Source organism: Schaalia turicensis, assembly GCF_019380255.1.
Lineage (GTDB): Bacteria > Actinomycetota > Actinomycetes > Actinomycetales > Actinomycetaceae > Pauljensenia > Pauljensenia turicensis_A.
The window spans coordinates 1,049,425-1,072,085 of the sequence record NZ_CP048928.1 but is presented as its reverse complement, the minus strand read 5'-3'; the positions used below and the strand labels follow the sequence as shown (position 1 = coordinate 1,072,085).

Here is a 22,661-nt window from a genome sequence, read left to right as displayed (position 1 = left end):
CGCTGTGTGAGGGCTGCCTCGCATACGGCTGTGATAGCCCGCGTGCGATAGGCTTTGACCACTCAACGAGGTCATGGCCTCGTACCCTTTTTGCTTTCCACCTTTTGGGAGACTCAACGTGTTTGGAAATCTGTCGGATCGGCTGACTCAGTCTTTTAAACAGCTTCGCTCTCGTGGTGTGCTGACCGAATCAGATGTTGACCAGACAATTTCAGAGATTCGTCGCGCCCTGATTGATGCTGATGTTGCTCTTCCCGTTGTCCGTCAGTTCACCAACTCGGTCCGTGAGAAGGCCTACGGTGCAGCGCGTTCGAAGGCACTGAATCCCGGACAGCAGGTCATTCGAATCGTCAACGAGGAACTGGTTGAGATTCTGGGCGGCGAAACTCGTGAACTGAAGTTTGCCGATCGTGGTCCGACGGTCTTCATGCTTGCTGGTCTGCAGGGTGCCGGTAAGACGACGCTTGCCGGAAAGCTCGGTAAGTGGCTCCGCGAAGAAGGCAAGTCCGTTCTTCTTGTTGCCTCTGACCTTCAGCGCCCGAATGCAGTGAACCAGTTGCAGGTTGTGGGTGAGCGTGCTGGCGTTCACGTGTGGGCGCCCGAACCCGGTAATGGCGTTGGCGATCCGGTGCAGGTCGCACGCTCGGGTCTGAACCACGCGATTGAAAACGGCATTAACGTGGTCATCGTCGATACCGCGGGTCGTTTGGGTGTCGACGAAGAAATGATGGCTCAGGCTGTCGCGATCCGCGATGCTGTTCAACCGCACGAAATCATGTTCGTGCTTGACGCGATGGTCGGTCAGGACGCCGTCCAAACGTCGACCGCGTTCCGCGATGGCGTGGGCTTCACCGGTGTTGTCCTGTCGAAGCTCGACGGTGATGCCCGCGGTGGTGCTGCGCTCTCCGTGCGAGGCGTGACCGGTGCACCGATCCTGTTCGCGTCCACGGGTGAGAACCTCGATGACTTTGAGCGTTTCCACGCTGACCGTATGGCGTCACGCATCCTCGATATGGGTGACATCCTCACCCTGATCGAGCAGGCAGAAAAGAAGCTGGACGCCGAAGAAGCCGAGCGCATGGCGCAAAAGGCAATGGCCGGCGAACTGACTTTGGGTGACTTCCTCTCGCAGTTGCAACAGGTGAAGAAGCTCGGCTCGATGAAGAAGATGCTCGGCATGATTCCTGGCGCAGGCCAGATTCGCGAGCAGATTGAAAACTTCGATGAACGCGAGGTCGATCGTATTGAGGCGATTGTCCGTTCGATGACGCCAGCGGAACGCGAAGATGTTTCGCTGTTGACTGGTTCGCGTCGTGCGCGTATCGCACGAGGCTCCGGTGTAACGGTTGCTGAGGTGAACTCGCTGGTCAAGCGCTTTGAAGCTGCCAAGTCCATGATGGGCCAGATGGGCCAGATGGGCCAGATGGGCGGAATGCCCGGCTTCGGTAACATGCCCGGCCAGGGCGGTAAGGCGAAGCAGAAGGCGAATGCGCGTGCCGCTCAGGCAAAGCGTGCGAAGGTCAAGAAGAAGGCGCGTTCCGGTAATCCTGCGAAGCGTCGCCAGCAGGAGCTTGAGGCTCTTCTTCCGCCCGAGCAACGTTCGTCTGCTCCCGCTACAGGATCCGCATTCGGCGGTGCGCCTGCTCCCGAACCAACAGCTCGTCCGTCGATGGATGATCTGCCAGACGACATCAAGCGCATGATGGCCGGCCTCAAGTGATCTTTCAGGGATCGCTACTCTGGTCCGCGACCTCCGGCTCACCGGCGTCGTGGACAACCGGTTCGTGGAAGATTGATCCTTCCGGCATCACCATGATCGACGAGGCCGGGACGACAGGTTCGGACTTCACCGGCTTTGCGGTGCCTGGATTCGTTGACTCTCACGCCCATATTGGCGTTGGATCAGATGGGCCCGTGGGCCTTGAAGAGCAAGAAGTACAGGCGCGTGCCCAGAGGAACACGGGTGTCTTGGCTCTGCGCGATTGTGGCGCTCCCGTTGATAATCGTTGGTTGGATTCACGCGATGACCTGCCGAAACTGATTCGAGCAGGACGTCATATTGCTCGTCCCAAGCGATACATTCGTGGCATGCCCATCGACTGTGAGAATCTCGCTGATCTTCCGGACCTCGTCGCTGAGCAGGCGAAACGGGGCGACGGCTGGGTGAAACTGGTCGGCGACTGGATTGATCGCTCGAATGGTGCAGATTCTGACCTCGATCCGCTGTGGCCGACGGAGGTTCTTGTGGATGCCGTTGCAGCTGCCCACGAAAACGGTGCGAAAGTGGCGGTTCACTCCTTCGCTCACGCGACGATCGACTCGCTTCTTGAAGCGGGCGTCGACGACATTGAACACGCGACGGGCATGGACGCGGATCAAGCAGATGAGGCCGCGCGCAGGGGAGTGCTGATCACTCCGACGCTACTTCAAGTTGAATTGTTCAAGGACTTCGCTGATCAGGCCGGAGCGAAATACCCCGTATACGGTGCGACCATGTCTCGTATGTACGACGAGCGTCGCGAGCATTTCGCGATGCTCCGGGAATTCGGCGTCACCTTGGTGATGGGTACTGATTCTGGTGGCTACCAAGAGCATGGGACGATCGGTAAAGAGTTTGAACTCTGGCTGGATCGGGGAGTATCGCGCTTAGAACTGATCGATGTCGCCACATGGAAGTCCCGCATTGCACTGAACTTTGAGCAGTTGAGTCCGGGTGCCAGTGCGGATCTTCTGATCTACCGCGAGGATCCGCGAACAAGCGGTGCATTGGATCAGCCCGACCATGTCGTGATCAATGGGCAGCTGGTTTATTCGCGTTCTTGAATTGCGCTTTGTTTCGGACGTGACCGATTCCACGGCGGGTTGAAGCGTGTGATGAGCCCCAGATTTGGGGCATCGGGCGCCAACTATGGCACAATTGAGGGCGTACTCGGGCACTGAAGGACCCTCTCACCTTCTTTGACCGCGTCCCGGAACAAACATTGACCTGTGTTTCCCACCGGGGAAGTGCACGTTCCAACTCTGAACTAGAAACAGGAGTGACCACACAAGTGGCAGTTCGCATTCGTTTGAAGCGCGTGGGCAAGATTCACGCTCCCGCATACCGTGTTGTCGTCGTCGATTCGCGCAAGAAGCGTGACGGTCGCGTCATCGAAGAGATCGGTCTGTACGACGCACAGCCGAACCCGTCGATCATCCGCATCGACTCGGCTCGCGCTCAGTACTGGCTGGGTGTTGGCGCACAGCCGTCCGACCAGGTTCGTAACCTGCTCGTCCTGACCGGCGACATCGCAAAGTTCAACGGCAAGAAGGATGCGGTTTCCCGCGTCAAGGTTGCCGAGTCTGACAAGGCTGGCGCAGCTGCTGAAGCTGTCAAGGCTGCAGAAGCAGAAGCCGAAAAGTCGAAGGCTGCTCAGGCAGCTGCAAAGGCAGAGGCTGAAGCAGAAGCAAAGGCCGCTGCTGAAGCTGCCGAGGCTGAAGCAAAGGCAGCAGAAGCTGAAGCTGAAGAAGCTCCGGCTGAAGCTGGCGAGGAAGCCTGATCATGCTGGCTGATGCGCTTGAGCACCTCGTCTCTGGAATCGTCGACCACCCGGAAGATGTTCGGGTTTCGGCTCGTTCCATGCGACGCGGTCACCTCCTTGAGGTTCGGGTCAATCCCGATGACCTCGGTCGTGTGATTGGTCGTAGCGGTCGCACCGCTCGCGCTCTGCGCACGGTGATGGGCGCTCTTTCAACGCGCGGTCCTATTCGTGTTGACGTTGTCGACACGGATCGCGAGTAAGCGCTCGCAAACACAACTCACGTGGAGGGGCTCAGTTTTGAGCCCCTCCACTGTTTTATTTCTCCCACGATATGAGCGGTAAACAGAATGCAGACCGATTCGCTGGCCGTGGGATACTAGAAGCCAATACGTCACTTCTCGGTGTACACAACTGAAGGATGAAGGACACACTATGCAGATGACCGCAGGCATCATCGGGCCAGCTCATGGCCTTCGTGGTGAAGCAATGGTGGAAGTACGTTCCGACGATCCTGAGATCTGGACACCCGGCTTTGTCTTCGGTGTACTGGGCGAGCCTGAAATGGAACTGACGGTTCGCAGTGCGCGTATGCACAAGGATCGCCTGCTTGTTGGCTTCGAGGAACTGTCAACCCGCGAACAGGTAGAGGCTCTGCGTGGCAAGAAGCTTCTGGTCGAAGAAACTGAAGAAGAAGACGCATGGTATCCGCATCAACTGAAGGGGTGCGTAGCTGTGATGCCCGATGGCGCAACACTGGGAACAGTGACTGGCCTGCAGTTTGGAATGGCTCAGGATCTTCTTCTGGTCAAGCCCGTCAGTGGAGCAACAGTCATGGTGCCTTTCGTTGAAGAGCTTGTCCCCGAGGTTGACGTTGAGAATAAGCGCGTTACTCTGACTCCGCCTCCCGGCTTGTTTGATGATGACTATGTCGATGCATCGGATAGGAATTCCAACTGATGAGGATCGACCTTTTCTCGATTTTCCCCGAGTACTTCGCGCCCGTAAATCTGTCTCTGCTGGGCAAGGCACACGAGACTGGCCTCGTCGATGTGCATGTCCACGATCTGCGTGATTGGACGCACGACGCACACCGCACAGTTGACGACACCCCGTACGGCGGTGGCGCGGGCATGGTGATGATGCCGACCGTGTGGGGAGAGGCTCTCGACGAGGTCATTGCTGAGTGCTCTGCTGGGCAAGACCAGGACGTTGCGCAACGTCGTGTTCTTGCGATCCCAACACCGTCCGGTATCCCGTTGACGCAGGCAACCGCACGCAACCTGACTAACGTCGATCAGCTGATGATCGCCTGCGGACGATACGAAGGGATTGATCAGCGCGTCGCCGATCACTACCGCGCGTTAGGTGTCGAGGTTCTTGAGTACTCGATCGGCGACTACGTGTTGAACGGTGGGGAAGTGGCGGCGCTCGTGCTTGTGGAAGCGGTGACGCGTCTACTCGACGGTTTTATGGGGAACCCTCAGTCGCTCGAGGAAGAGTCCCATGAGAACGGTCTGTTGGAGTACCCGACGTACACGAAGCCTCGTTCGTGGCGTGATATCGAGGTGCCTGACGTTCTTCTCAGTGGCGATCACGGGCGGATCGAACGCTGGCGACGCGACCTGTCGCTGAAGCGGACAGTCGAGCGCAGGCCGGATTTGATTGCTCAGTTGCAGTACGGGGATCTCGATTCAGCTGACAAAGAGTTTCTTGCTGCCTGCGGGCACCTCGTCACCCCTAGCGGGCATCATACGGTTTCGATTCGAGTGGCTCAGGCACACGATGCCGACGCTCTTGCCGCACTTGCGGCGCGTACGTTCCCGGACGCCTGTCCCGACGTCCTTTCTGATGAAGCAATCGCAGCGTTTATCGGCGACCAGCTATCGCCTGAAGCATGTGCTCGATTCATCGCTCAGCCGGAACGATACCGCGTGCTGGTCGCTGAAATCGGCGGTGAACTGGGCGGATACACCCTGTCGATCATCGGTGAAGACGCGATTGAAAAAGGCATGGTGCGCCCCGGACGTATCGAAGCGTCGGACGCCTACCTGTCCAAGTGCTACACGGATGCTACGTGGCGTGGAAGTGGTCTGGCGGGCGCTCTACTTGAAGCAGCAGTGGCGGACGTTGAAGCTTCCAATGCAGCCCCGCGCTTAGTTTTAGCAACAAACACCGGTAACCTTCGCGCTCAAAAGTTCTACAAGAAGCACGGCTTCAAAAAGAAGGCGCGTCGCACGTTCAACGTCGGGGGAGTAATGAACGTAGACGTTGTCCTCGTGCGGAATCTCACCGTTCGATAGACATATTCGTACCTCGTAGACAGTGGGCACCGCCTGACGAATGTGGCACACTTGAACACGGTGCATTCGAGTGCAACCTGCCGCAGGGGGACACTCACATGAATGCCCGTTGAAGAAAGCGCAGGCCCCGCCTGCCGTATTCGACGCAACTGACCTGCGGCAGAAGTGTCAAGGAGTAAACATGCAGAAGCTGGACGCAGTCGACGCCGCTTCCCTTCGTTCCGATCTTCCTTCGTTCCGCGCCGGTGACACCGTCAAGGTTCACGTGAAGGTTATTGAAGGTAGCCGTTCCCGTATCCAGGTCTTCCAGGGTGTTGTTATTGCCCGTCGCGGTCACGGCGTCTCTGAGACGTTCACCGTCCGCAAGGTCTCCTTCGGTGTTGGTGTGGAGCGTACGTTCCCGCTGCATGCACCGACGATCGACCGCCTTGAGGTCGTCACCAAGGGTGACGTCCGTCGTGCAAAGCTCTACTACCTGCGTGAGCGTCACGGCAAGGCTGCCAAGATTAAGGAACACCGCTCGGGCAGCGCAGAGTGAAACTCTGAGCATGACCGCTGTGTGCCCGGTGCCCTTCGGGGCGCCGGGCTTGCGTGTTCGTATGCCAACCGGTGTTGGCATCTCCTCTGAAAAGTGAAGGATTACGAGTGACTGACAGTGATTACGCCATCGATTCTGATGGGGATACCGGTTCAGGTGGCTTTTTTGCTTGGATTCGTGAACTTGCCCTGATCGTGGTCGCGGCGTTCGTGATCTTCACTCTGCTCCGCATTTTTATCGTCCAAGTGTTTTGGATTCCCTCCGCGTCCATGCGCGACACCCTGGTGGAAAACGACCGTATCGCAGTCTCACGTATCGCGGCACACACGGGAAATATTGAGCGCGGTGACGTGGTTGTTTTTCACGATCAGTTGGACTGGCTCCCGTCGAATCTTTCAACCGACGATTCTTTTGCCAATGCTGTCGGTAAATTTGTTGGTTTTCTTCCCGGTGGTTCAGATAAAACACTTGTGAAACGCGTGATCGGTGTGGGCGGTGATCACGTCACCTGTTGTACGGCCGAAGGCAAGGTTGCAGTGAATGGTGTGCCCGTGGACGAACCCTACATTGCTGACGGTCAGCTTCCCTCTGACATTTCTTTCGATATTACGGTTCCCCAGGGCACGCTTTGGGTCATGGGTGATAACCGTGGTAATTCAGCGGATTCTCGCTACCACATGGGTTCTGGTGAAACACCTTACGTTCCCGAAGACGCGGTTGTTGGCACTGTGAGCGCAGTTATTTGGCCGACGTCGCATTGGAAGGCTGGCCTGAATCGTCGCGACGTTTTTGCTGGTATTCCCGATGCCCAGTGATGCGACGCGCGATGTCGAACGTGAGCTCCTTACCCGCTATGACGTTGTCATTGGAATGGACGAGGTGGGGCGTGGTGCAATTGCAGGGCCCGTTGTCGTGGGGGCATGCCTTGTCACGGGGGACGAGGCCCCTCAACCAGCGGGGCTTCGCGACTCGAAACTGTTAAGCGAAAAAAGACGCGTCGCCTTGGAGCCTCTGGTGTGCCGGTGGGCGAAGTCTGTTGGTGTGGGTTTTGCTTCGAATGATGAAGTCGACGCCCACGGAATCATTGTTGGCCTGCGTTTGGCTGGTATGCGTGCTCTGCAACAGTTGGATATTCCCAATGGCGCACGCGTGATTGTTCTGCTTGATGGGGCGCATAATTGGCTGACGCGATCCGACGATTTGTTTTCTCCGATTGATGACGCACCCTACCCGGACATTGAGGTGCCACACGTTGCCACTCGCGTCAAGGCTGACGCATCATGCTCGGTCGTGGCCGGCGCATCCGTTGTCGCGAAGGTCAGACGTGACGAATGGATGAAAACGGTGGAAGATCCGGGATACGACTGGGCCTCGAACAAAGGCTATTCTTCGGCAAAACACATTGACGCTCTGAGGCGACTGGGGGTTTCTCCTCTTCATCGCCGTTCGTGGAACCTTCCCGGCACTGGGCGCGCCGAGCGCGCCTGAAGGGTCAGGAACAATTTGTTAGGCATGATTGAACCGTGAGTGAAGACATCGAAAGCTACGAAAACTCTCTGGAACTTGAGCTTTTCCGCGAGTACAGGGATGTCATTGGCTTATTTAAGTACGTGGTCGAAACCGAACGTCGTTTCTACCTCTGCAATCAGGTCGATGTTCAAGCCCGTCCAGTTGGTGGGGATATTTTCTTTGAACTCACGCTGACTGACGCGTGGGTGTGGGACATTTACCGTTCCTCGCGTTTCGTGCGTTCTGTCCAAGTCATCACCTACAAAGACGTGAACGTCGAAGAATTGACCAAGCCAGAGCTGAACCTCTGACCCCTTCGGTGGGTTATCCACAATTTCAGGTGGGTGCTACTTATCCACAATTTCGCTTTCGCTGACTTTCTTTCTGTGTATTCCTGACTGACGCTTGGTGCGGAGGTCAGTATGGGAAACGATTTTCGCCGTCGACTCGGAATGCTAGGCGAGGTCACTGCGACGCGCTTCATCAGCGAAGGTGGTCTGCAGGTTGTTGATCGAAATTGGCGCAACGGCAGGGCAGGCGAGCTCGACATCATTGCGACGGACGGGTCAAACACGATTGTCATCGAAGTCAGAACCCGCTTTGGGAATGCAAAGGGGAGTGCGCTCGAATCAGTTGATGATCGAAAGGTCAGGCAACTACGTTCGCTGTCGGTTGCTTGGGTGCGATCGCATGAGTGCCGTGGGCACTTGCGCGTTGACATTGTTGCGATCACTGTCGATCCGGCAATGCGCGTAGTCGTTGAAGAGTCTGGTCCAGATGCGGACTTACGTGACTACGGTGCGCGCATCGAATGGATTCGAGGCATCGCATGAACGCCTCGCTTGCACACATTGATTCAATTGGACTTGTGGGCATAGAAGGCCATCGGGTGCGCGTTGAAGCACATGTGGGGCGCGGACTGGTCAAGTTCACTCTGGTTGGCCTGCCGGACGCGTCTTTGCGTGAAGCGAAAGACCGGGTTCGCTCGGCGTTGCAGTCCTGCAACTTGGAAGTGATGGACTCTCATATCACCGTGAACCTGTCACCGGCGGGTCTTCCAAAGTCTGGTTCAGGGTTTGATCTTGCGATCGCCATCGCAGTGCTTCAAGCTGCGGGCTCACTGAAAAGACAGGCACTCGTAGGCGCTGCTCTATTAGGAGAACTAGCTCTTGACGGCAGTATCCAATCAATCCGAGGAATTCTTCCCGCGGTCTTGTCGGCGAAGAAACTCGGGATTCAACGTGTCATCGTTCCCGCAACATGTGTCTTAGAAGCTCGTCTTGTCCACGGTATTGATGTCATTGGTTTCGACCACTTAGCTGATCTTGTTACCTGGGCTGGGGGAGATGCTCTACGTCCGAAAACACCTATCCCGATTCTCCACGCTCTGCCGACTGAGAGACTGACAGAAAGCATCGCCGCGGTTTCAGATTTAGCAGATGTACGAGGTCAAGACGGAGCTGTTGACGCGTTAGAGGTGGCTGCCGCGGGAGGCCATCACGTGTTGCTCATCGGTGAAGCTGGCTCCGGAAAGTCAATGCTCGCATCACGTATGCCAACGATTTTGCCGCCGATGGATGATCAAACGGCCCTGATGACATCCGCACTTCATTCCATCGCAGGCCGCCTCGAAGACCACGCAACCCTGATGCGCACCCCACCCTTCCAATCCCCTCACCACAGCGTCACAATGCCGGCCCTGATTGGTGGCGGTAGCGGGATTGCGATGCCGGGTGCAGCATCACTGGCACACGGGGGAGTCCTGTTCCTTGACGAGGCAACCGAATTCATTCCCTCGGTCCTCGACGCTCTGCGCCAGCCACTCGAAGAAGGCGTCATCACGATCCATCGAGCCAAAGGACAAGCCACCTATCCCGCCAGATTTCAACTGATCCTCGCCTCAAACCCCTGCCCGTGCGGTGGTGGAACCAAAGCTCGCCCCTGTCGATGCGCATCTATCCAAAAACGCAGGTACATCACACGACTATCAGGGCCCTTGCTTGACCGCATCGATATCACGATCGCAATGCATGCTCCCACCCGCGCGCAGCTCAACGCCAGCAAACGACGCACATCCGAAGAAGTAGCCGAAAGAGTACTCGCCGCACGCGACAGGGCACGCACACGCCTAGAAGGAACAGGATGGACCCTCAACTGTCAGCTTCCCGGCCCCTGGGTGCGACAGCACTCGGGCATAGCACGCACATACATTGACCGCATCGATCAAGGCGTCGACAGAGGAATTCTGTCCATGCGAGGCGCCGATCGCGTCTTACGCCTCATGTGGACGCTCGCCGACCTAGCCGAACGATCCACACCCAACGACACCGACCTTGCGCAGGCACTACAACTGAGAAACTCAGGAGCACTCGATGCCTTCTATCAATGAACGCGACCTCGCCTGGGCATGGTGGACATGCATCCAAGAACCCGAAGACGCCCATGCCCACGCTCTACGACTTCACCTTGGACTCATTGAATCAGTCGAATGGGTACGCGCCGATTCTCCCGGCCCACTCCCACCACCACTGTCACAGCATCGAAAAACACTCGAAGACGCCTGGAAACGCTTCAAACCACGTGCACTACGCAACAACCTCAACCAAGAACTTGAGGCAATCCACGCCCTAGGCGGACGCTTCATCAGCCAAGAAGACCCATCCTTCCCCAAAGAACTCACCATCCTTCAAGAATCAACACCACTTGGCCTATGGGTCGTGGGCACGCTCCCACACACACGTTCAGTCACCATCGTCGGAGCGAGAGCAACAACAAACCTCGGAACAAGGAACGCTTTCGACATCGCATCCGAGCTTGCCGACAGAGGCGATACCATCCTCTCCGGCGGAGCATTCGGCATTGACATCGCCGCCCACAGGGGAACACTCGCAGCAAACGGACAGACAATCGCCATCCTTGCCGGGGGAGTAGCAAACCCCTATCCCGTCTCTCATACCCGCGACTTCGAAACGATCGTCGAATCGTCAGGAGCCATCGTCTCAGAAGTACCACCAAGCTTCAGACCCGCAAAATGGCGCTTCCTTGGACGAAACAGAATGCTAGCCGCTTGGGGGGATGCCACCATTGTCATCGAAGCGTCATCCAGATCCGGTGCCCTCGCAACAGCCAGACGAGCAATGACACTAGGCAAACCCGTAGGAGCAGTCCCCGGACCCATCACCTCGCAATCCTCAACGGGATGCCACGAGCTCATTCGCAACGGTGCCACGCTCATCAGAAACGCATCCGACATCCACGAAATGATCGACCCCCTGCACACGCAACTCCAAGGCACACTCTTCGGTGAACCCGTCTGCCCAGATCAGGGAGTCAATGCACTCTCACCCCACGCGCGCAGGGCATGGGAAGCCCTTCCCATACGCAACCTCTCAACACTTTCCACCATCGCCGCAAACGCTGGCATGAGCGAACAGGAAACGTTGCGGGCGCTCGCGGAACTGGAGCTTGACGGGTACGTGCGTTCTAACTCCCGCGGTTGGGCTCGCAAAGGTGGAGCTCGGTGCTGATAATGAAGGCATGAGTGAGTTAGGCATCTTCGACGCATGGGTATCATTCCTGACCCATGCGCGTCGGCTGTCTGACCATACGATCACGGCATATTCGGTCGATGTTGCTGGATGTTTTGAGTTCATCGGCGTTGACCCGAATCCAACGAGCGAGCAACTAGACGTTCGCTTGACAACGCGCCGTCTTCGTCTGTGGTTAGCGAAACTGAGTGAGCAGGGTGCATCACGTTCGACCCTGTCACGTAAGACCGCTGCCGTACGAAACTTTTGTCGGTGGGCGATTGACCATGACGTGTTGGCTCATGATCCTTCTGCATCGCTTGCGTCTGCTCGCGTAGATCAACGCCTTCCTCAGGTTCTGACATCGAATGATGCGACGACCCTGATGGAGTATGCGCGTGCCCACGCCCGTTCAGGCGATGCGACAGATCTGCGGAACTGGGCGATCCTTGAACTGATCTATGCGTCGGGAATGCGTATCTCAGAACTCGTTGGGTTGAATGTGACAAGCATCGATTATTCGGGCCACACCGGACGTGTTTTGGGTAAGGGAAACAAAGAACGCGTTGTTCCGCTGACCGATCTTGCCCTCGAAGCCGTACAGACGTGGACGGTTCGCGGTCGTCCGCAACTGAGCAATTCTGATTCTGGGAATGCTCTGTTCATTGGTGACCAGGGTAAGCGGATCGATGTTCGAGTTGTCCGCTCCATGTTCCATCGCGAAGCTGCCCGAGCTGGGGTCCCAGATCTTGCGCCACACGCTCTACGGCACACGATGGCGACGCACTTGCTTGAAGGGGGAGCAGATTTGCGTAGCGTTCAAGAGATCCTCGGCCACTCTTCTTTACAGACCACCCAGCGATACACGCACGTTGATTCAAAACGATTGTCCGCTATCTATGCTCAGGCGCACCCGCGCGCTTAACTCTTCGTCTGCCCTCCAGCTTCGCCCCGCCTACGATTGACGAGGCTACCCGCGCACTTTACTCCCATCCCAGGGTTTCAGGGCAAGATCGCCAACTAAGAACCGTAGGGGATTAACGTAGTGGTCCCTTGAGGTTTTAGCCCCCCAGTGCAGACCGCCTGCTGGCTCATGCCCGGGTCTGAGGGTTGCTATGGGAGCCCCCGCACTGACGTGGTCTCCAACGCTCACAAGAGCATCGACGGGCTCATATGTTGAACGGACCGGGCCATGGGATAACGAGACAACACCCTGGCCGGCAACCTCGCCGGCCACTTCTACAATCCCGTCAGCCGGGGCATAGATCGTAGCGCCAACATCGACCTTCAGATCGACTCCGCGATGCCCTGAAAGCCACCGTAACGCCGGAGGATCAAAACCCCTGGTCACGCTTGCCACATTCCCGGTCGGCCACTGCCAGTGTTGCCAGACGGATGCATTGGCCGGCCTCGTCAATAGGCAAGAAAACAGAGCCAAGGCGACAAGGATCGTCAAAGGAAGACGTGCATAACGGTCATTGTGAAGAAACATGCACTCAATGTCGTTGATCGCGGGCCAAAGGGCGAATGGAGTGATTGCTTATTGTGGATACTCCGCGATCGGGTGAGGCACCTGTGGATAAGTCTGGCGACGAGGGTCACATCAAGCGAAATAGGGAGTATGAGGGCATATGAGATAAGCTATTTGAGCACCTGCTTGCAGGTGACTTCGCGTGCCATTTTCACGTCAGCGGTCTTCCGCGGTGGGCATAAGTTCCAGGTCCTTTCGAGGTGAACTTAAGTCATGGCACCAGGGCTTGCGTACCCGCGCACAGCACGTAACCGAAATCGAGGGCGAAAACCCTCATGATCCCGCAGTTTTGCGGGGAAGGACGATTCAATGGCAGTCGTAACCATGCGTCAGCTCCTCGAGTCCGGTGTCCACTTCGGTCACCAGACCCGCCGCTGGAACCCGAAGATGAAGCGTTTCATCCTCACCGAACGCAACGGCATCTACATCATCGATCTTCAGCAGACCATTGCTGACATCGACATTGCTTACGATTTCGTGAAGCAGACCGTCGCACACGGTGGCACCATCCTCTTCGTTGGCACCAAGAAGCAGGCGCAGGAAGCCGTCGCAGAGCAGGCAACCCGCGTTGGCATGCCGTACGTAAACCACCGCTGGCTCGGTGGCATGCTCACCAACTTCTCCACCGTTTCCAAGCGCCTCCAGCGCCTCAAGGAACTCGAGCAGATCGACTTCGACGATGTCGCCGCATCCGGTCGCACCAAGAAGGAACTCCTCATGATGCGTCGTGAGAAGGACAAGCTGGCTCGCACACTCGGTGGCATCCGCGACATGGCCAAGACCCCGTCCGCCATCTGGATCGTTGACCCGAAGAAGGAACACCTCGCGGTTTCCGAAGCTCGCAAGCTCAACATCCCGATCGTCGCCATTCTCGACACCAACGCTGATCCGGACGAGGTCGACTACCGCATCCCCGGTAACGACGATGCCATCCGCGCAGTTGCACTGCTCACCCGCGTGATCGCAGACGCAGTCGCAGAGGGCCTCCTCGCTCGTTCCGAAACCCGCAAGTCCGCTGACTCGGCAGAAACCGTTGCAGAACCGCTCGCCGAGTGGGAACGCGAACTCCTCGAAGGCGACAAGGGCGAAGCCAAGGCTGAAGAAGCTCCGGCTACCGAAGCCCCCGCCGAGAACTGATCTTTACCAACTTCAAAGTAGAAAGAGACATCAATGGCGAATTTCACCGCTGCTGACGTCAAGGCTCTGCGTGAGCAGACCGGCGCAGGCATGATGGACGTGAAGAAGGCTCTGACCGAGGCTGATGGCGATGCTGAAAAGGCTCTCGAAATCATCCGCCTGAAGGGTCTGAAGTCGCTCTCCAAGCGCGAAGATCGTCAGGCATCCGCCGGCCTTCTGGTCGCTCAGGTTGACGATGGTGTTGGCGTCCTCGTCGAGGTCAACTCCGAAACCGACTTCGTTGCAAAGAACCAGAAGTTCATTGACTTCGCAAACGAGGTTCTCGCAGCAGCCGTTGCTTCGGGCGCATCCAATCTTGAGTCTCTCCTCGCATCCCCCATGGGTGACGAGACCGTTCAGGACAAGCTCAATTCCATGGCAGCAGTTATCGGCGAAAAGCTCGAAATCCGTCGCGTTGTGCGCGTCGAGGGCGAGAACGTTGACCTGTACCTGCACCAGACCAGCCCCGACCTCCCCCCGCAGGTTGGCGTCTTCGTCGTCACCGACGCAGCTGGCGCTTCAGTTGCTCACGACATCGCAATGCACATTGCCGCTTACATGCCGGCATACCTTGATCGCGATGCCGTTCCTGCTGACGTCCTCGAGAAGGAGCGCGAGACTCTCACGAAGATCACGCTCGAAGAAGGCAAGCCCGAGCACATCGTCGGCAAGATCGTCGAAGGTCGCATGGAAGCCTACTTCAAGGACAACTGCCTCGTGGACCAGGCGTTCGCTCGCGATCCCTCTAAGTCGGTCGGCAAGGTTCTTGCCGAGGCCGGCGCAAAGGTGACCGAGTTCGTTCGCGTTCACGTCGGAGCCTGATAACGCATGAATGGCCCCGCCCAAATGGGCGGGGCCATTCGGCTATCCTGTGTACTAATGCTTCTTACCGCGTGAACAGGAGAAACGCGCATGCCTCATACTCGTAGGGTCCTTCTTAAACTGTCTGGTGAAGCTTTCGGCGGTGGCGCCGTTGGTCTTGACCCCACTGTCGTTCGCGATATTGCTCGGCAGATTGCTATTGCTGTCCGTCGAGGCATTGAAGTCGCAGTCGTCGTTGGTGGCGGTAACTTCTTCCGCGGTGCACAGCTAGCTAAAGCAGGAATGGATCGTTCCCGCGCCGACTACATGGGCATGCTCGGTACCGTGATGAACGCCCTTGCGCTTCAAGACTTCATCGAACAAGCCGGTGTTCCTGCGCGTGTTCAATCCGCAATTACGATGACCCAGGTTGGTGAACCCTACATTCCGTTGCGCGCTATTCGCCATATGGAAAAGGGGCGCGTTGTTATCTTCGGTGCGGGTGCCGGTATGCCGTTCTTCTCGACGGACACGGTTTCAGCTCAGCGTGCTCTTGAAACCCACTGCGACGAGCTTCTTGTTGCTAAGAACGGCGTGGATGGTGTGTACGATGACGATCCGCGCCTGAACCCGGACGCGAAGCGTCTTGAATTCCTGACGTACTCGGATGCCCTTTCTCAGGAACTCAAGGTCATGGATGCAACAGCTTTGGCACTTTGCCGTGATAATGGTTTACAGACACGAGTTTTCGGAATGTCTGAAGCAGGCAATGTGACTGCTGCCCTGATGGGTGAGACAATCGGTACTCTTGTGACTGCGCAAGACTGATCAACATAGGAGTCACGAATGATTGACGACATCCTCCTTGAAACCGAGGAAAAGATGGACCGTGCGGTTGAATCCGCACGCCACGAATTTGGCAATATCCGCACCGGTCGCGCAAACGCCGCGATGTTCGAGCAGATTCTTGTCGACTACTACGGTGCACCCACGCCGATGCAACAGCTCGCTTCTTTCCAGATTCCTGAAGCTCGTACCGTGTTGATCTCCCCGTTCGATCGCACTGCCACGAATGAGATCTTGAAGGCCCTGCGTGAATCTGATCTGGGTGTGAACCCGACCGATGATGGCAACGTTGTCCGCGTTGTTCTTCCTGCCTTGACTGAAGAACGTCGTAAGGAATACGTGAAGCTGGCAAAGACCAAGGCCGAAGATGCTCGCGTCGCAGTTCGTAACGTTCGTCGTAAGGCAAAGGAACAGCTCGATAAGCTGAAGAAAGACGGCGAAGCCGGCGAAGACGAGGTCGATCGTGCAGAAAAAAGCCTCGAATCGCTGACGAAGAAGCAGGTCGAACAGGTTGACAAGCTTCTTGCATCCAAGGAAGCTGAGCTCCTGACGCTGTGAGCGCCTCTGATCATTCTTCCCCTTCGTTGGTTGCGAAGTTTTTCTCTCCGCAACCAACGAAGGTGAAGGAACCACTGGCAGCCACCGGGAAGGCAGGACGTAATCTTCCAGCAGCAGTATCTACTGCCGTTGTTTTGATTCTTTTCGTCGGTATCTGCTTGTTTTATGTACCGCCACTTTTGACACTGTTCATTGTGCTGGCGTCGCTGGCGGGTTTATATGAGTTAGGTGGCGCATTCGCCCACCTAGAAACAAAGCTGACGATGGCTCCGCTGTATGCGGGAGCTATCGGCATGGTCACGTGCGCATGGTCTCTTGGCGCAGAAGCGCTCCTCTTTGCCCTGTACGCAACCATTTTCGCTGTTGTTGCGTGGCGAATCTTGGATCCGAACCCCAAGGGGCGGATTAACGACGTCATTGCATCGGTCTTTGTCGCGCTGTATGTTCCTTTCCTTGCCTCGTTCGTTGTGCTGATGATGCGCCAGTTCGGTAACCCATGGGTGGTTCTCACCTACGTTGGCTTAGTCGTCGCATCCGATACCGGTGGCTGGGTCGCAGGCGTTCTATTCGGCAAACATCCGATGGCGCCTCGTCTATCACCCAAGAAGTCCTGGGAAGGCTTCATCGGCTCGACAATTGCTTCTGTCGCACTTGGTGGACTTGCTTTCTGGGCACTTGGTGGCCACTGGGCATTCGGCCTCCTTGCCGGCGTTGTTGCGTGTGTTGTCGGCACGCTCGGTGATCTCACTGAATCGTTAATCAAGCGTGAAACCGGTCTGAAGGATATGTCGCAAATTCTGCCGGGGCATGGCGGTGTCCTTGACCGCGTTGATGCTTTGCTGATGGTTGCACCGCTTATGTTTATGATCTTCACCTGGACGCTGTAAGGAATCCTATGAGCCTCGAATTCGAAAAACAGCGTCGGCGTGAAGTGCGTCCGACTGACCAGCCCCCAGAAGGAGCAACGTCAGCCGATGCGAAGCCGGTGATTTCTTTCGCGCCAGCTAAACCTGGCAAGGCACCTGCTCACCTCGCTGACGTGGATGCAAAAGGACGTAAGCAGGTCCTGAAGGATCTGGGTCTTCCCGGTTTCCGTGCTGACCAGCTTTCTCGACATTATTTTGATCACTTCGAAGCCGATCCGGCGAAGATGAGTGATATTCCCGCATCGATGCACGATGCAATTCGTGAAGGTCTGTTGCCTGAACTGGTTCGCCAAGTCGTCGCGCAACACGCGGATGGCGGGATGACGATTAAGCACCTTTGGGAGCTTTTCGATGGGGCGCGCGTTGAATCCGTGCTGATGCGTTACCCGCAGCGCACGACCTTGTGTATTTCTTCGCAGGCAGGATGTGGCATGGCGTGTCCGTTCTGCGCGACCGGCCAGATGGGGCTGACTCGTAACCTGTCGACGGGCGAAATTGTCGATCAGGTGCGCCAAGCGCAGATTGCGTGTCGGGATGGCGAGCTTCCCGGCGGGCCGACGCACCTCTCTAACGTTGTGTTTATGGGTATGGGCGAACCGCTTGCTAACTACCGCACGGTCGTGAATACTCTGCGCCGCCTGATTGATCCCAGCCCAGAAGGCTTTGGACTTTCAGCTCGAAACGTCACTGTGTCGACGGTGGGTTTGGTTCCCGCGATCGACAAGCTGGCGAAAGAAGGCATGCCTGTGACGTTGGCAGTTTCGTTGCATGCTCCCGATGATGACCTTCGCGACGAGTTGATTCCGATTAACTCGCGCTGGAAGGTGGGGGAGTTGCTTGATGCTGCTCGCCGATACTTTGTTGCGACGGGTCGTCGCGTGTCGATTGAGTACGCGCTGATCAAGGATATGAACGATCAGGAATACCGTGCCCAATTGCTTGCTGATGAGCTCAATAAGCGCGGTCACGGGTGGGCTCATGTGAACCCAATTCCGTTGAATCCGACTCCCGGCACAATCTGGACTGCGTCTACTCGGCGTGCTCAGGACACATTTGTCGCTACTCTGCGCAACAATGGGATTTCAACGACGATTCGCGATACTCGCGGTTCTGACATTGATGGTGCGTGCGGTCAGCTCGCAACAGCGGTGAAGGAAGCGAATGCGAAGCGTCGGTCTATCAATTCAGATTCCACTTCAATTCAGGAGACTCGATGAGTGACTCTTTCCCACGAGTGAGCTTCTGGCGTCACGGCTATGCGACTGAGCGTGTGGACGCTTTCTTTGCGGACGCGCGCCAGGCGTATGAAGGTGGCTTGCCGGCAGAGCAGTTCTCTGCACAGCAGGTTCGCCAGGCGACGTTCCCATTGAAGCGTCGTGGCTACGCGATTGATGCTGTTGATTCCGCGATGAGCCGTCTTGAAGCGGCCTTTGTTCAGCGCGATCGTGCGGATCATATTGCTGTTAACGGCGAGGCCGCATGGTTCGAGAAGGTTGCCGAGCGCGCAACGACGCTGTACGACCGCCTGATGCGTCCTCGGGGCGAGCGTTTCTCACACCCGGAATCCGGTCGTGGATATGACGCGGCTCAGGTTGATGATCTGCTGGATCGTTTGGCCGCCTATTTTGACGAGGGCACTGAGATGAGCGTCGATGACGTTCGTCTTGCTGTTTTCCAGCCTGCTCGTGGCAAGAAGGGCTACACGGAAGGAACGGTTGACGCCTATCTTGGGCGCGCCGTAGAGATTCTTCTGGCTGTTTCCTGATTGGGAGGGCGAATCGTGACTTCTTCGCGTCAGCCGATTGTCCTGCTGGGGTCGACCGGTTCGATTGGTACTCAAGCGTTGGATATCGTTCGCGCGAATCCGTTGCGTTTCGATATCCGAGGTCTTGCTGCTGGCGGCGGCAATATTGAGCGTCTTGCGCGCCAGGTGGTTGAGTTCGATGTTCCTGTCGTCAGTGTGGATCGCCGTGTTGGTGGCGAGCTACGCGACGCGATTCATACCATTGATTCGTCTGCGCACCCGCAGATTATCGAAGGGCCGGACGGGGCAACTCAGGTGGCTTCACTTGTTCCTGACGGAGTTGTCCTGAACGGTATCACCGGGGGAGTGGGTCTGCTTCCCACGCTGGCTGCTTTGAAGTCCGGTGCGACGCTAGCTTTGGCGAATAAGGAATCGTTGGTTGTGGGTGGCCATGTGGTGCGTAGCGCCTGTGTGCGTCCGGGTCAGATTGTGCCTGTCGACTCCGAGCATTCGGCTATCGCTCAGGCGTTGGCCAGTGGAGTTCACGAGGCCGGCCTCACTTCACCAGTGGTCACCGGCCACACTGAGGTGGCCGATCTTGTTCTGACGGCATCAGGTGGCCCGTTTAGGGGTAAGAAGCGCGCTGAACTTGCTGATATCACTCCGGAAGCTGCTCTTGCTCACCCGACGTGGAACATGGGTCCGGTTGTCACGATCAATTCCTCGACGCTGGTCAACAAGGGGCTGGAGCTGATTGAGGCTCACCTGCTGTTTGATGTGGCTCCCGAGCACATTGTGACGACTGTTCACCCGCAGTCGATCGTGCACTCAATGGTGACGTGGATTGACGGTGCAACAACGCTTCAGGCTTCGCCACCCGACATGCGTCTGCCCATCGCCCTGGGCTTGACATGGCCCGAGCGCCTGCACGACGTGGAAAAGCCTCTGACGTGGGCCGATGCGCAGAGTTGGACCTTTGAACCGGTCGATAGCGATACCTTCCCTGCCATCAATCTTGCGCGTCATGCGGTGGCCTCGTCACCGACGCATGCAGCGGTGTACAACGCTGCGAATGAAGTGTTCGTCGATGCGTTTTTAGCCAAGAAACTACCGTGGCTGGGCATTGTCGATTCTTTGACAAAGGTTGTTGAGTCTCACGATGGTATTGCAGACCCGACGTTGGATGACATTCTTGGGGTCGAAGAATGGGCGCGCGCGCAGGCGAATGCGCTGGTGAGTAGATCTTCATGAGCTACCTGGCGGGGATCTTTGCCGTTGTCGTCGGCTTTATCATCACCGTTGGTCTTCACGAGCTTGGCCACCTTGTTCCGGCGAAGAAATTCGGCGCGGTCGTCAGTGAGTATGCGATCGGTTTTGGTCCGAAGATTGTGTCGCGTGAAGTCAAAGGCACGTTGGTTGTTTTTCGCGCGATTCCGCTGGGTGGTTACGTGCGTATCCTCGGCATGTTCGCCCCTGCCAAGCCGGGTCGTCGCACGCTGAATTCGAAGGGACAGCGGGATCTTGCTGAAGAAGCGCGCCACCAGAGTGCCCAAGAAATGCCCGAAGGGTGTGCACACCGTGCATTCTGGTGTCTGACGTGGTGGAAGAAAGCAATTGTTATGGCGGCTGGACCCGCGATGAATTTCTTGCTTGCGTTCCTTTTCCTCGTTATTGCGATGGTCGGCATTGGTTTCCGCACTGCCTCGTTAACGCTTGCGGATGTGTCTGCGACAATTCAGACGAATGCGGGTACCGTTGCGTCTCCGGCGTACGAGGCCGGTCTGACCGGGGGCGACACTCTCATCGCGCTTGATGGCCGGAACTTGAATGACTGGTCTGCCTTTAGAGACTCCATTGCCTCGTCCAATGGACAGCCTCTTCAGGTGACCTTTGAACGCGATGGCGACCTTCATGAGGCCTCGTTATATCCGCGCAAGACGGAGGACGGCACGTACGTGGTGGGCGTGACTGCCGGATATGAATATACGGCGGCCTCGATGTGGGATGCGGCCAAGGAATATCGCTACATGTTCACGGGAACGGTGGGTGCAATTACGAAGATTCCACAGTCCCTGTGGAACGTTACGATGTCGATGGTGACGGGAAGTGAACGCGATTCGTCAGGCTTGATTTCGATTGTTGGAGTGTCACGAATTGCTGGTGAGGTGACCAGCGATTCTGCGGGCAGTGGCGTCGCGGATGTGCGTTCTCAGATTGCGTTCCTTTTGAGTCTGATGGCCTCGCTGAATATGGCGTTGGCGGTTTTCAATCTGATTCCTCTGCCGCCTCTCGATGGTGGGCACATCATTGGTGCGCTCTACGAAGGCGTGCGCGGAGGAGTGGCGCGCATGGGAGGAAAACAGAATCCTGGCCCGGTCGATACCGCCCGATTATTACCGCTGACCTGGGTTGTGGGAGCATTATTGGCGGTGATGAGCATCGTGCTTGTTATCGCTGACATTGTTGATCCGCTTTCATTGCGTTGAACTGGAGTTGAAATGGCCAAGGCTGTTTTTACGAACGACTATTCCGCGACTGCTCACCCGCAGATTCTTGCCGATTTGACGGCGTTTGGAATGCAGAAGTTCCCCGGTTATGGAATGGATGCGATCTGCGATGAAGCTGAAAAGCTGATCCTCGACCAGTGCGGTATTCCCGGTGGAGCAGTCCGTTTCATGGCCGGTGGAACCCTGATTAACGATCTTGCGATCGACCTGTTTTTGCGCCCGTGGCAGTCAGTGATCGCCACCGCTGACGGTCATATTGCTACCCACGAAGCCGGTGCGATTGAAAATTCTGGGCACCGTGTTCATACGATTCCTTCGCATGATGGCCTGATGGACCCAAATGAGCTCGAAGCGACTCTTCTTGAATGGCGCGACGGCGGTGTGCGTGAGCATGTGACTGCGCCGGGCCTGGTTTATATTTCCCAGCCCACGGAGCTTGGAACGTTGTATTCGCTCGAACGACTGACTGCGATTTCTGAGATCTGTCATTCCTTCGGCGTTGGCCTTTACGTTGATGGCGCGCGTTTGGGATATGCGATGGGGTCGTCAGCAAATGACGTGACCTTCGCTGACCTGGCAACGCTGACCGATGCGTTCTCCATTGGTGGCGCCAAGTGCGGAATGATGATGGGTGAAGCCCTGGTCCTGCCCGACGCGTCAAAGGCTGACTACTCACTGCGTGCGATGATGAAGATCCACGGCGGACTGGCGTCGAAGGGCTGGATCCTGGGCTCGCAGTTCCGCACGATGTTCGCCGACGGTCTGTACCTTCGCATTACGCGCGAGGCTACCCAGCGCGCTCAGCGGATCGAACAGGCATTCAAAGACGCCGGTTTTGAGATGCTGGTGGATTCTCCGACGAACCTGCTCTTCCCGATTCTCCCGCTTGAAATGGCTGAGGACGCGCGCGAGCGTTTTGCTATCGAAAAATGGGCGCCGGTCGCCGACACGGTGGCGGTTCGTTTCGTCATTTCGTGGTCCACCACAGATGAAGACGAAGCTGCCCTCCTTCAGTGGATTGCGACCTCGTCTGCGTGTTAACCTCCAGTAGCTCCTTAGCTGCTTGAGGACTCACATCACCCCAGTCAGTTCCGAGTTACCTTGTACCAACACCGATAACGGATGCCCGGTGTGAAGTGAAAGCGCGGGTTTCCATGTTTCTCCCTTGAATTCGCGT

General features: G+C 56.8%; 25 protein-coding genes. 24 read left to right on the top strand and 1 reads right to left on the bottom strand.

Features of this window, described 5'->3' with window-relative positions:
* Positions 1–118: 118 nt before the first annotated feature.
* The 14 genes from ffh (at position 119) to G5S47_RS04540 (ending at position 12,320) form a co-directional block, all read left to right on the top strand.
* Entirely contained in the window at positions 119–1,720 is a 1,602-nt protein-coding gene (gene ffh, locus G5S47_RS04605; protein WP_219585185.1) for a signal recognition particle protein, read from the top strand.
* Positions 1,717–2,823 carry an amidohydrolase family protein gene (locus tag G5S47_RS04600; RefSeq protein WP_219585184.1) on the top strand — a complete coding sequence of 369 codons (1,107 nt, stop codon included), beginning with the start codon at positions 1,717–1,719 and terminating at the stop codon, positions 2,821–2,823. The genes ffh and G5S47_RS04600 overlap by 4 nt, the downstream gene beginning before the upstream one ends.
* 227 nt (positions 2,824–3,050) lie before the next feature.
* On the top strand, positions 3,051–3,539 hold the full coding sequence (rpsP, locus tag G5S47_RS04595) for a 30S ribosomal protein S16 (RefSeq protein ID WP_103631881.1): 489 nt from the start codon (positions 3,051–3,053) through the stop codon (positions 3,537–3,539).
* Between the two features lie 2 nt (positions 3,540–3,541).
* Positions 3,542–3,781: an RNA-binding protein gene (locus G5S47_RS04590; protein WP_006681183.1), complete on the top strand. Its 240-nt coding sequence runs from the start codon at positions 3,542–3,544 to the stop codon at positions 3,779–3,781.
* Positions 3,782–3,953: 172 nt separating this feature from the next.
* Positions 3,954–4,478, top strand: coding sequence for a ribosome maturation factor RimM (gene rimM / locus G5S47_RS04585; protein WP_179369709.1), 525 nt, complete (start codon positions 3,954–3,956; stop codon positions 4,476–4,478).
* Positions 4,478–5,821, top strand: a complete 1,344-nt coding sequence (trmD, locus tag G5S47_RS04580; RefSeq protein WP_219585183.1) for a tRNA (guanosine(37)-N1)-methyltransferase TrmD — start codon at positions 4,478–4,480, stop codon at positions 5,819–5,821. Before rimM ends, trmD begins: the two co-directional genes overlap by 1 nt.
* A gap of 181 nt (positions 5,822–6,002) precedes the next feature.
* Positions 6,003–6,359: a 50S ribosomal protein L19 gene (gene rplS, locus G5S47_RS04575; protein WP_006681180.1), complete on the top strand. Its 357-nt coding sequence runs from the start codon at positions 6,003–6,005 to the stop codon at positions 6,357–6,359.
* Between the two features lie 107 nt (positions 6,360–6,466).
* Positions 6,467–7,174, top strand: coding sequence for a signal peptidase I (gene lepB, locus G5S47_RS04570; protein ID WP_006681179.1), 708 nt, complete (start codon positions 6,467–6,469; stop codon positions 7,172–7,174).
* Positions 7,164–7,847 carry a ribonuclease HII gene (gene rnhB, locus G5S47_RS04565; protein WP_006681178.1) on the top strand — a complete coding sequence of 228 codons (684 nt, stop codon included), beginning with the start codon at positions 7,164–7,166 and terminating at the stop codon, positions 7,845–7,847. The genes lepB and rnhB overlap by 11 nt, the downstream gene beginning before the upstream one ends.
* A gap of 35 nt (positions 7,848–7,882) precedes the next feature.
* Entirely contained in the window at positions 7,883–8,179 is a 297-nt protein-coding gene (locus G5S47_RS04560) for a DUF2469 domain-containing protein (RefSeq protein ID WP_006681177.1), read from the top strand.
* A 111-nt stretch (positions 8,180–8,290) separates the two neighbouring features.
* On the top strand, positions 8,291–8,701 hold the full coding sequence (locus tag G5S47_RS04555) for a YraN family protein (protein ID WP_006681176.1): 411 nt from the start codon (positions 8,291–8,293) through the stop codon (positions 8,699–8,701).
* Positions 8,698–10,257 (top strand): YifB family Mg chelatase-like AAA ATPase, encoded by a 1,560-nt coding sequence (locus G5S47_RS04550; RefSeq protein ID WP_219585182.1) that lies wholly within the window; start codon positions 8,698–8,700, stop codon positions 10,255–10,257. The genes G5S47_RS04555 and G5S47_RS04550 overlap by 4 nt, the downstream gene beginning before the upstream one ends.
* Entirely contained in the window at positions 10,241–11,395 is a 1,155-nt protein-coding gene (dprA, locus tag G5S47_RS04545) for a DNA-processing protein DprA (protein WP_219585181.1), read from the top strand. Before G5S47_RS04550 ends, dprA begins: the two co-directional genes overlap by 17 nt.
* 10 nt (positions 11,396–11,405) lie before the next feature.
* Entirely contained in the window at positions 11,406–12,320 is a 915-nt protein-coding gene (locus tag G5S47_RS04540) for a tyrosine recombinase XerC (RefSeq protein ID WP_219585180.1), read from the top strand.
* 45 nt (positions 12,321–12,365) lie between these two features.
* Here the strand turns inward: G5S47_RS04540 and G5S47_RS04535 are convergent, their stop codons facing one another.
* Positions 12,366–12,887, bottom strand: coding sequence for a M23 family metallopeptidase (locus G5S47_RS04535; RefSeq protein ID WP_219585179.1), 522 nt, complete (start codon positions 12,885–12,887; stop codon positions 12,366–12,368).
* Positions 12,888–13,235: 348 nt separating this feature from the next.
* Between G5S47_RS04535 and rpsB the strand changes: the two genes are divergently transcribed.
* The 10 genes from rpsB (at position 13,236) to G5S47_RS04485 (ending at position 22,525) form a co-directional block, all read left to right on the top strand.
* On the top strand, positions 13,236–14,063 hold the full coding sequence (gene rpsB / locus G5S47_RS04530; RefSeq protein ID WP_006681171.1) for a 30S ribosomal protein S2: 828 nt from the start codon (positions 13,236–13,238) through the stop codon (positions 14,061–14,063).
* Positions 14,064–14,096: 33 nt separating this feature from the next.
* Positions 14,097–14,924, top strand: a complete 828-nt coding sequence (gene tsf, locus G5S47_RS04525) for a translation elongation factor Ts (protein WP_006681170.1) — start codon at positions 14,097–14,099, stop codon at positions 14,922–14,924.
* A 90-nt stretch (positions 14,925–15,014) separates the two neighbouring features.
* Positions 15,015–15,731: a UMP kinase gene (gene pyrH, locus G5S47_RS04520; RefSeq protein ID WP_219585178.1), complete on the top strand. Its 717-nt coding sequence runs from the start codon at positions 15,015–15,017 to the stop codon at positions 15,729–15,731.
* 18 nt (positions 15,732–15,749) lie between these two features.
* Complete coding sequence (gene frr, locus G5S47_RS04515) at positions 15,750–16,307, top strand: ribosome recycling factor (protein WP_006681168.1); 558 nt, start codon at positions 15,750–15,752, stop codon at positions 16,305–16,307.
* Positions 16,304–17,194 (top strand): phosphatidate cytidylyltransferase, encoded by an 891-nt coding sequence (locus tag G5S47_RS04510; protein ID WP_103631876.1) that lies wholly within the window; start codon positions 16,304–16,306, stop codon positions 17,192–17,194. The genes frr and G5S47_RS04510 overlap by 4 nt, the downstream gene beginning before the upstream one ends.
* An 8-nt stretch (positions 17,195–17,202) precedes the next feature.
* Positions 17,203–18,450 (top strand): dual-specificity RNA methyltransferase RlmN, encoded by a 1,248-nt coding sequence (gene rlmN / locus G5S47_RS04505; RefSeq protein ID WP_006681166.1) that lies wholly within the window; start codon positions 17,203–17,205, stop codon positions 18,448–18,450.
* Complete coding sequence (locus G5S47_RS04500; protein WP_101627854.1) at positions 18,447–18,998, top strand: DivIVA domain-containing protein; 552 nt, start codon at positions 18,447–18,449, stop codon at positions 18,996–18,998. The genes rlmN and G5S47_RS04500 overlap by 4 nt, the downstream gene beginning before the upstream one ends.
* A 15-nt stretch (positions 18,999–19,013) precedes the next feature.
* Complete coding sequence (gene dxr, locus G5S47_RS04495; RefSeq protein ID WP_219585177.1) at positions 19,014–20,228, top strand: 1-deoxy-D-xylulose-5-phosphate reductoisomerase; 1,215 nt, start codon at positions 19,014–19,016, stop codon at positions 20,226–20,228.
* Positions 20,225–21,463 carry a M50 family metallopeptidase gene (locus G5S47_RS04490; protein ID WP_006681163.1) on the top strand — a complete coding sequence of 413 codons (1,239 nt, stop codon included), beginning with the start codon at positions 20,225–20,227 and terminating at the stop codon, positions 21,461–21,463. Before dxr ends, G5S47_RS04490 begins: the two co-directional genes overlap by 4 nt.
* Positions 21,464–21,475: 12 nt before the next feature.
* On the top strand, positions 21,476–22,525 hold the full coding sequence (locus tag G5S47_RS04485; protein ID WP_219585176.1) for a threonine aldolase family protein: 1,050 nt from the start codon (positions 21,476–21,478) through the stop codon (positions 22,523–22,525).
* Positions 22,526–22,661 lie beyond the last annotated feature (136 nt).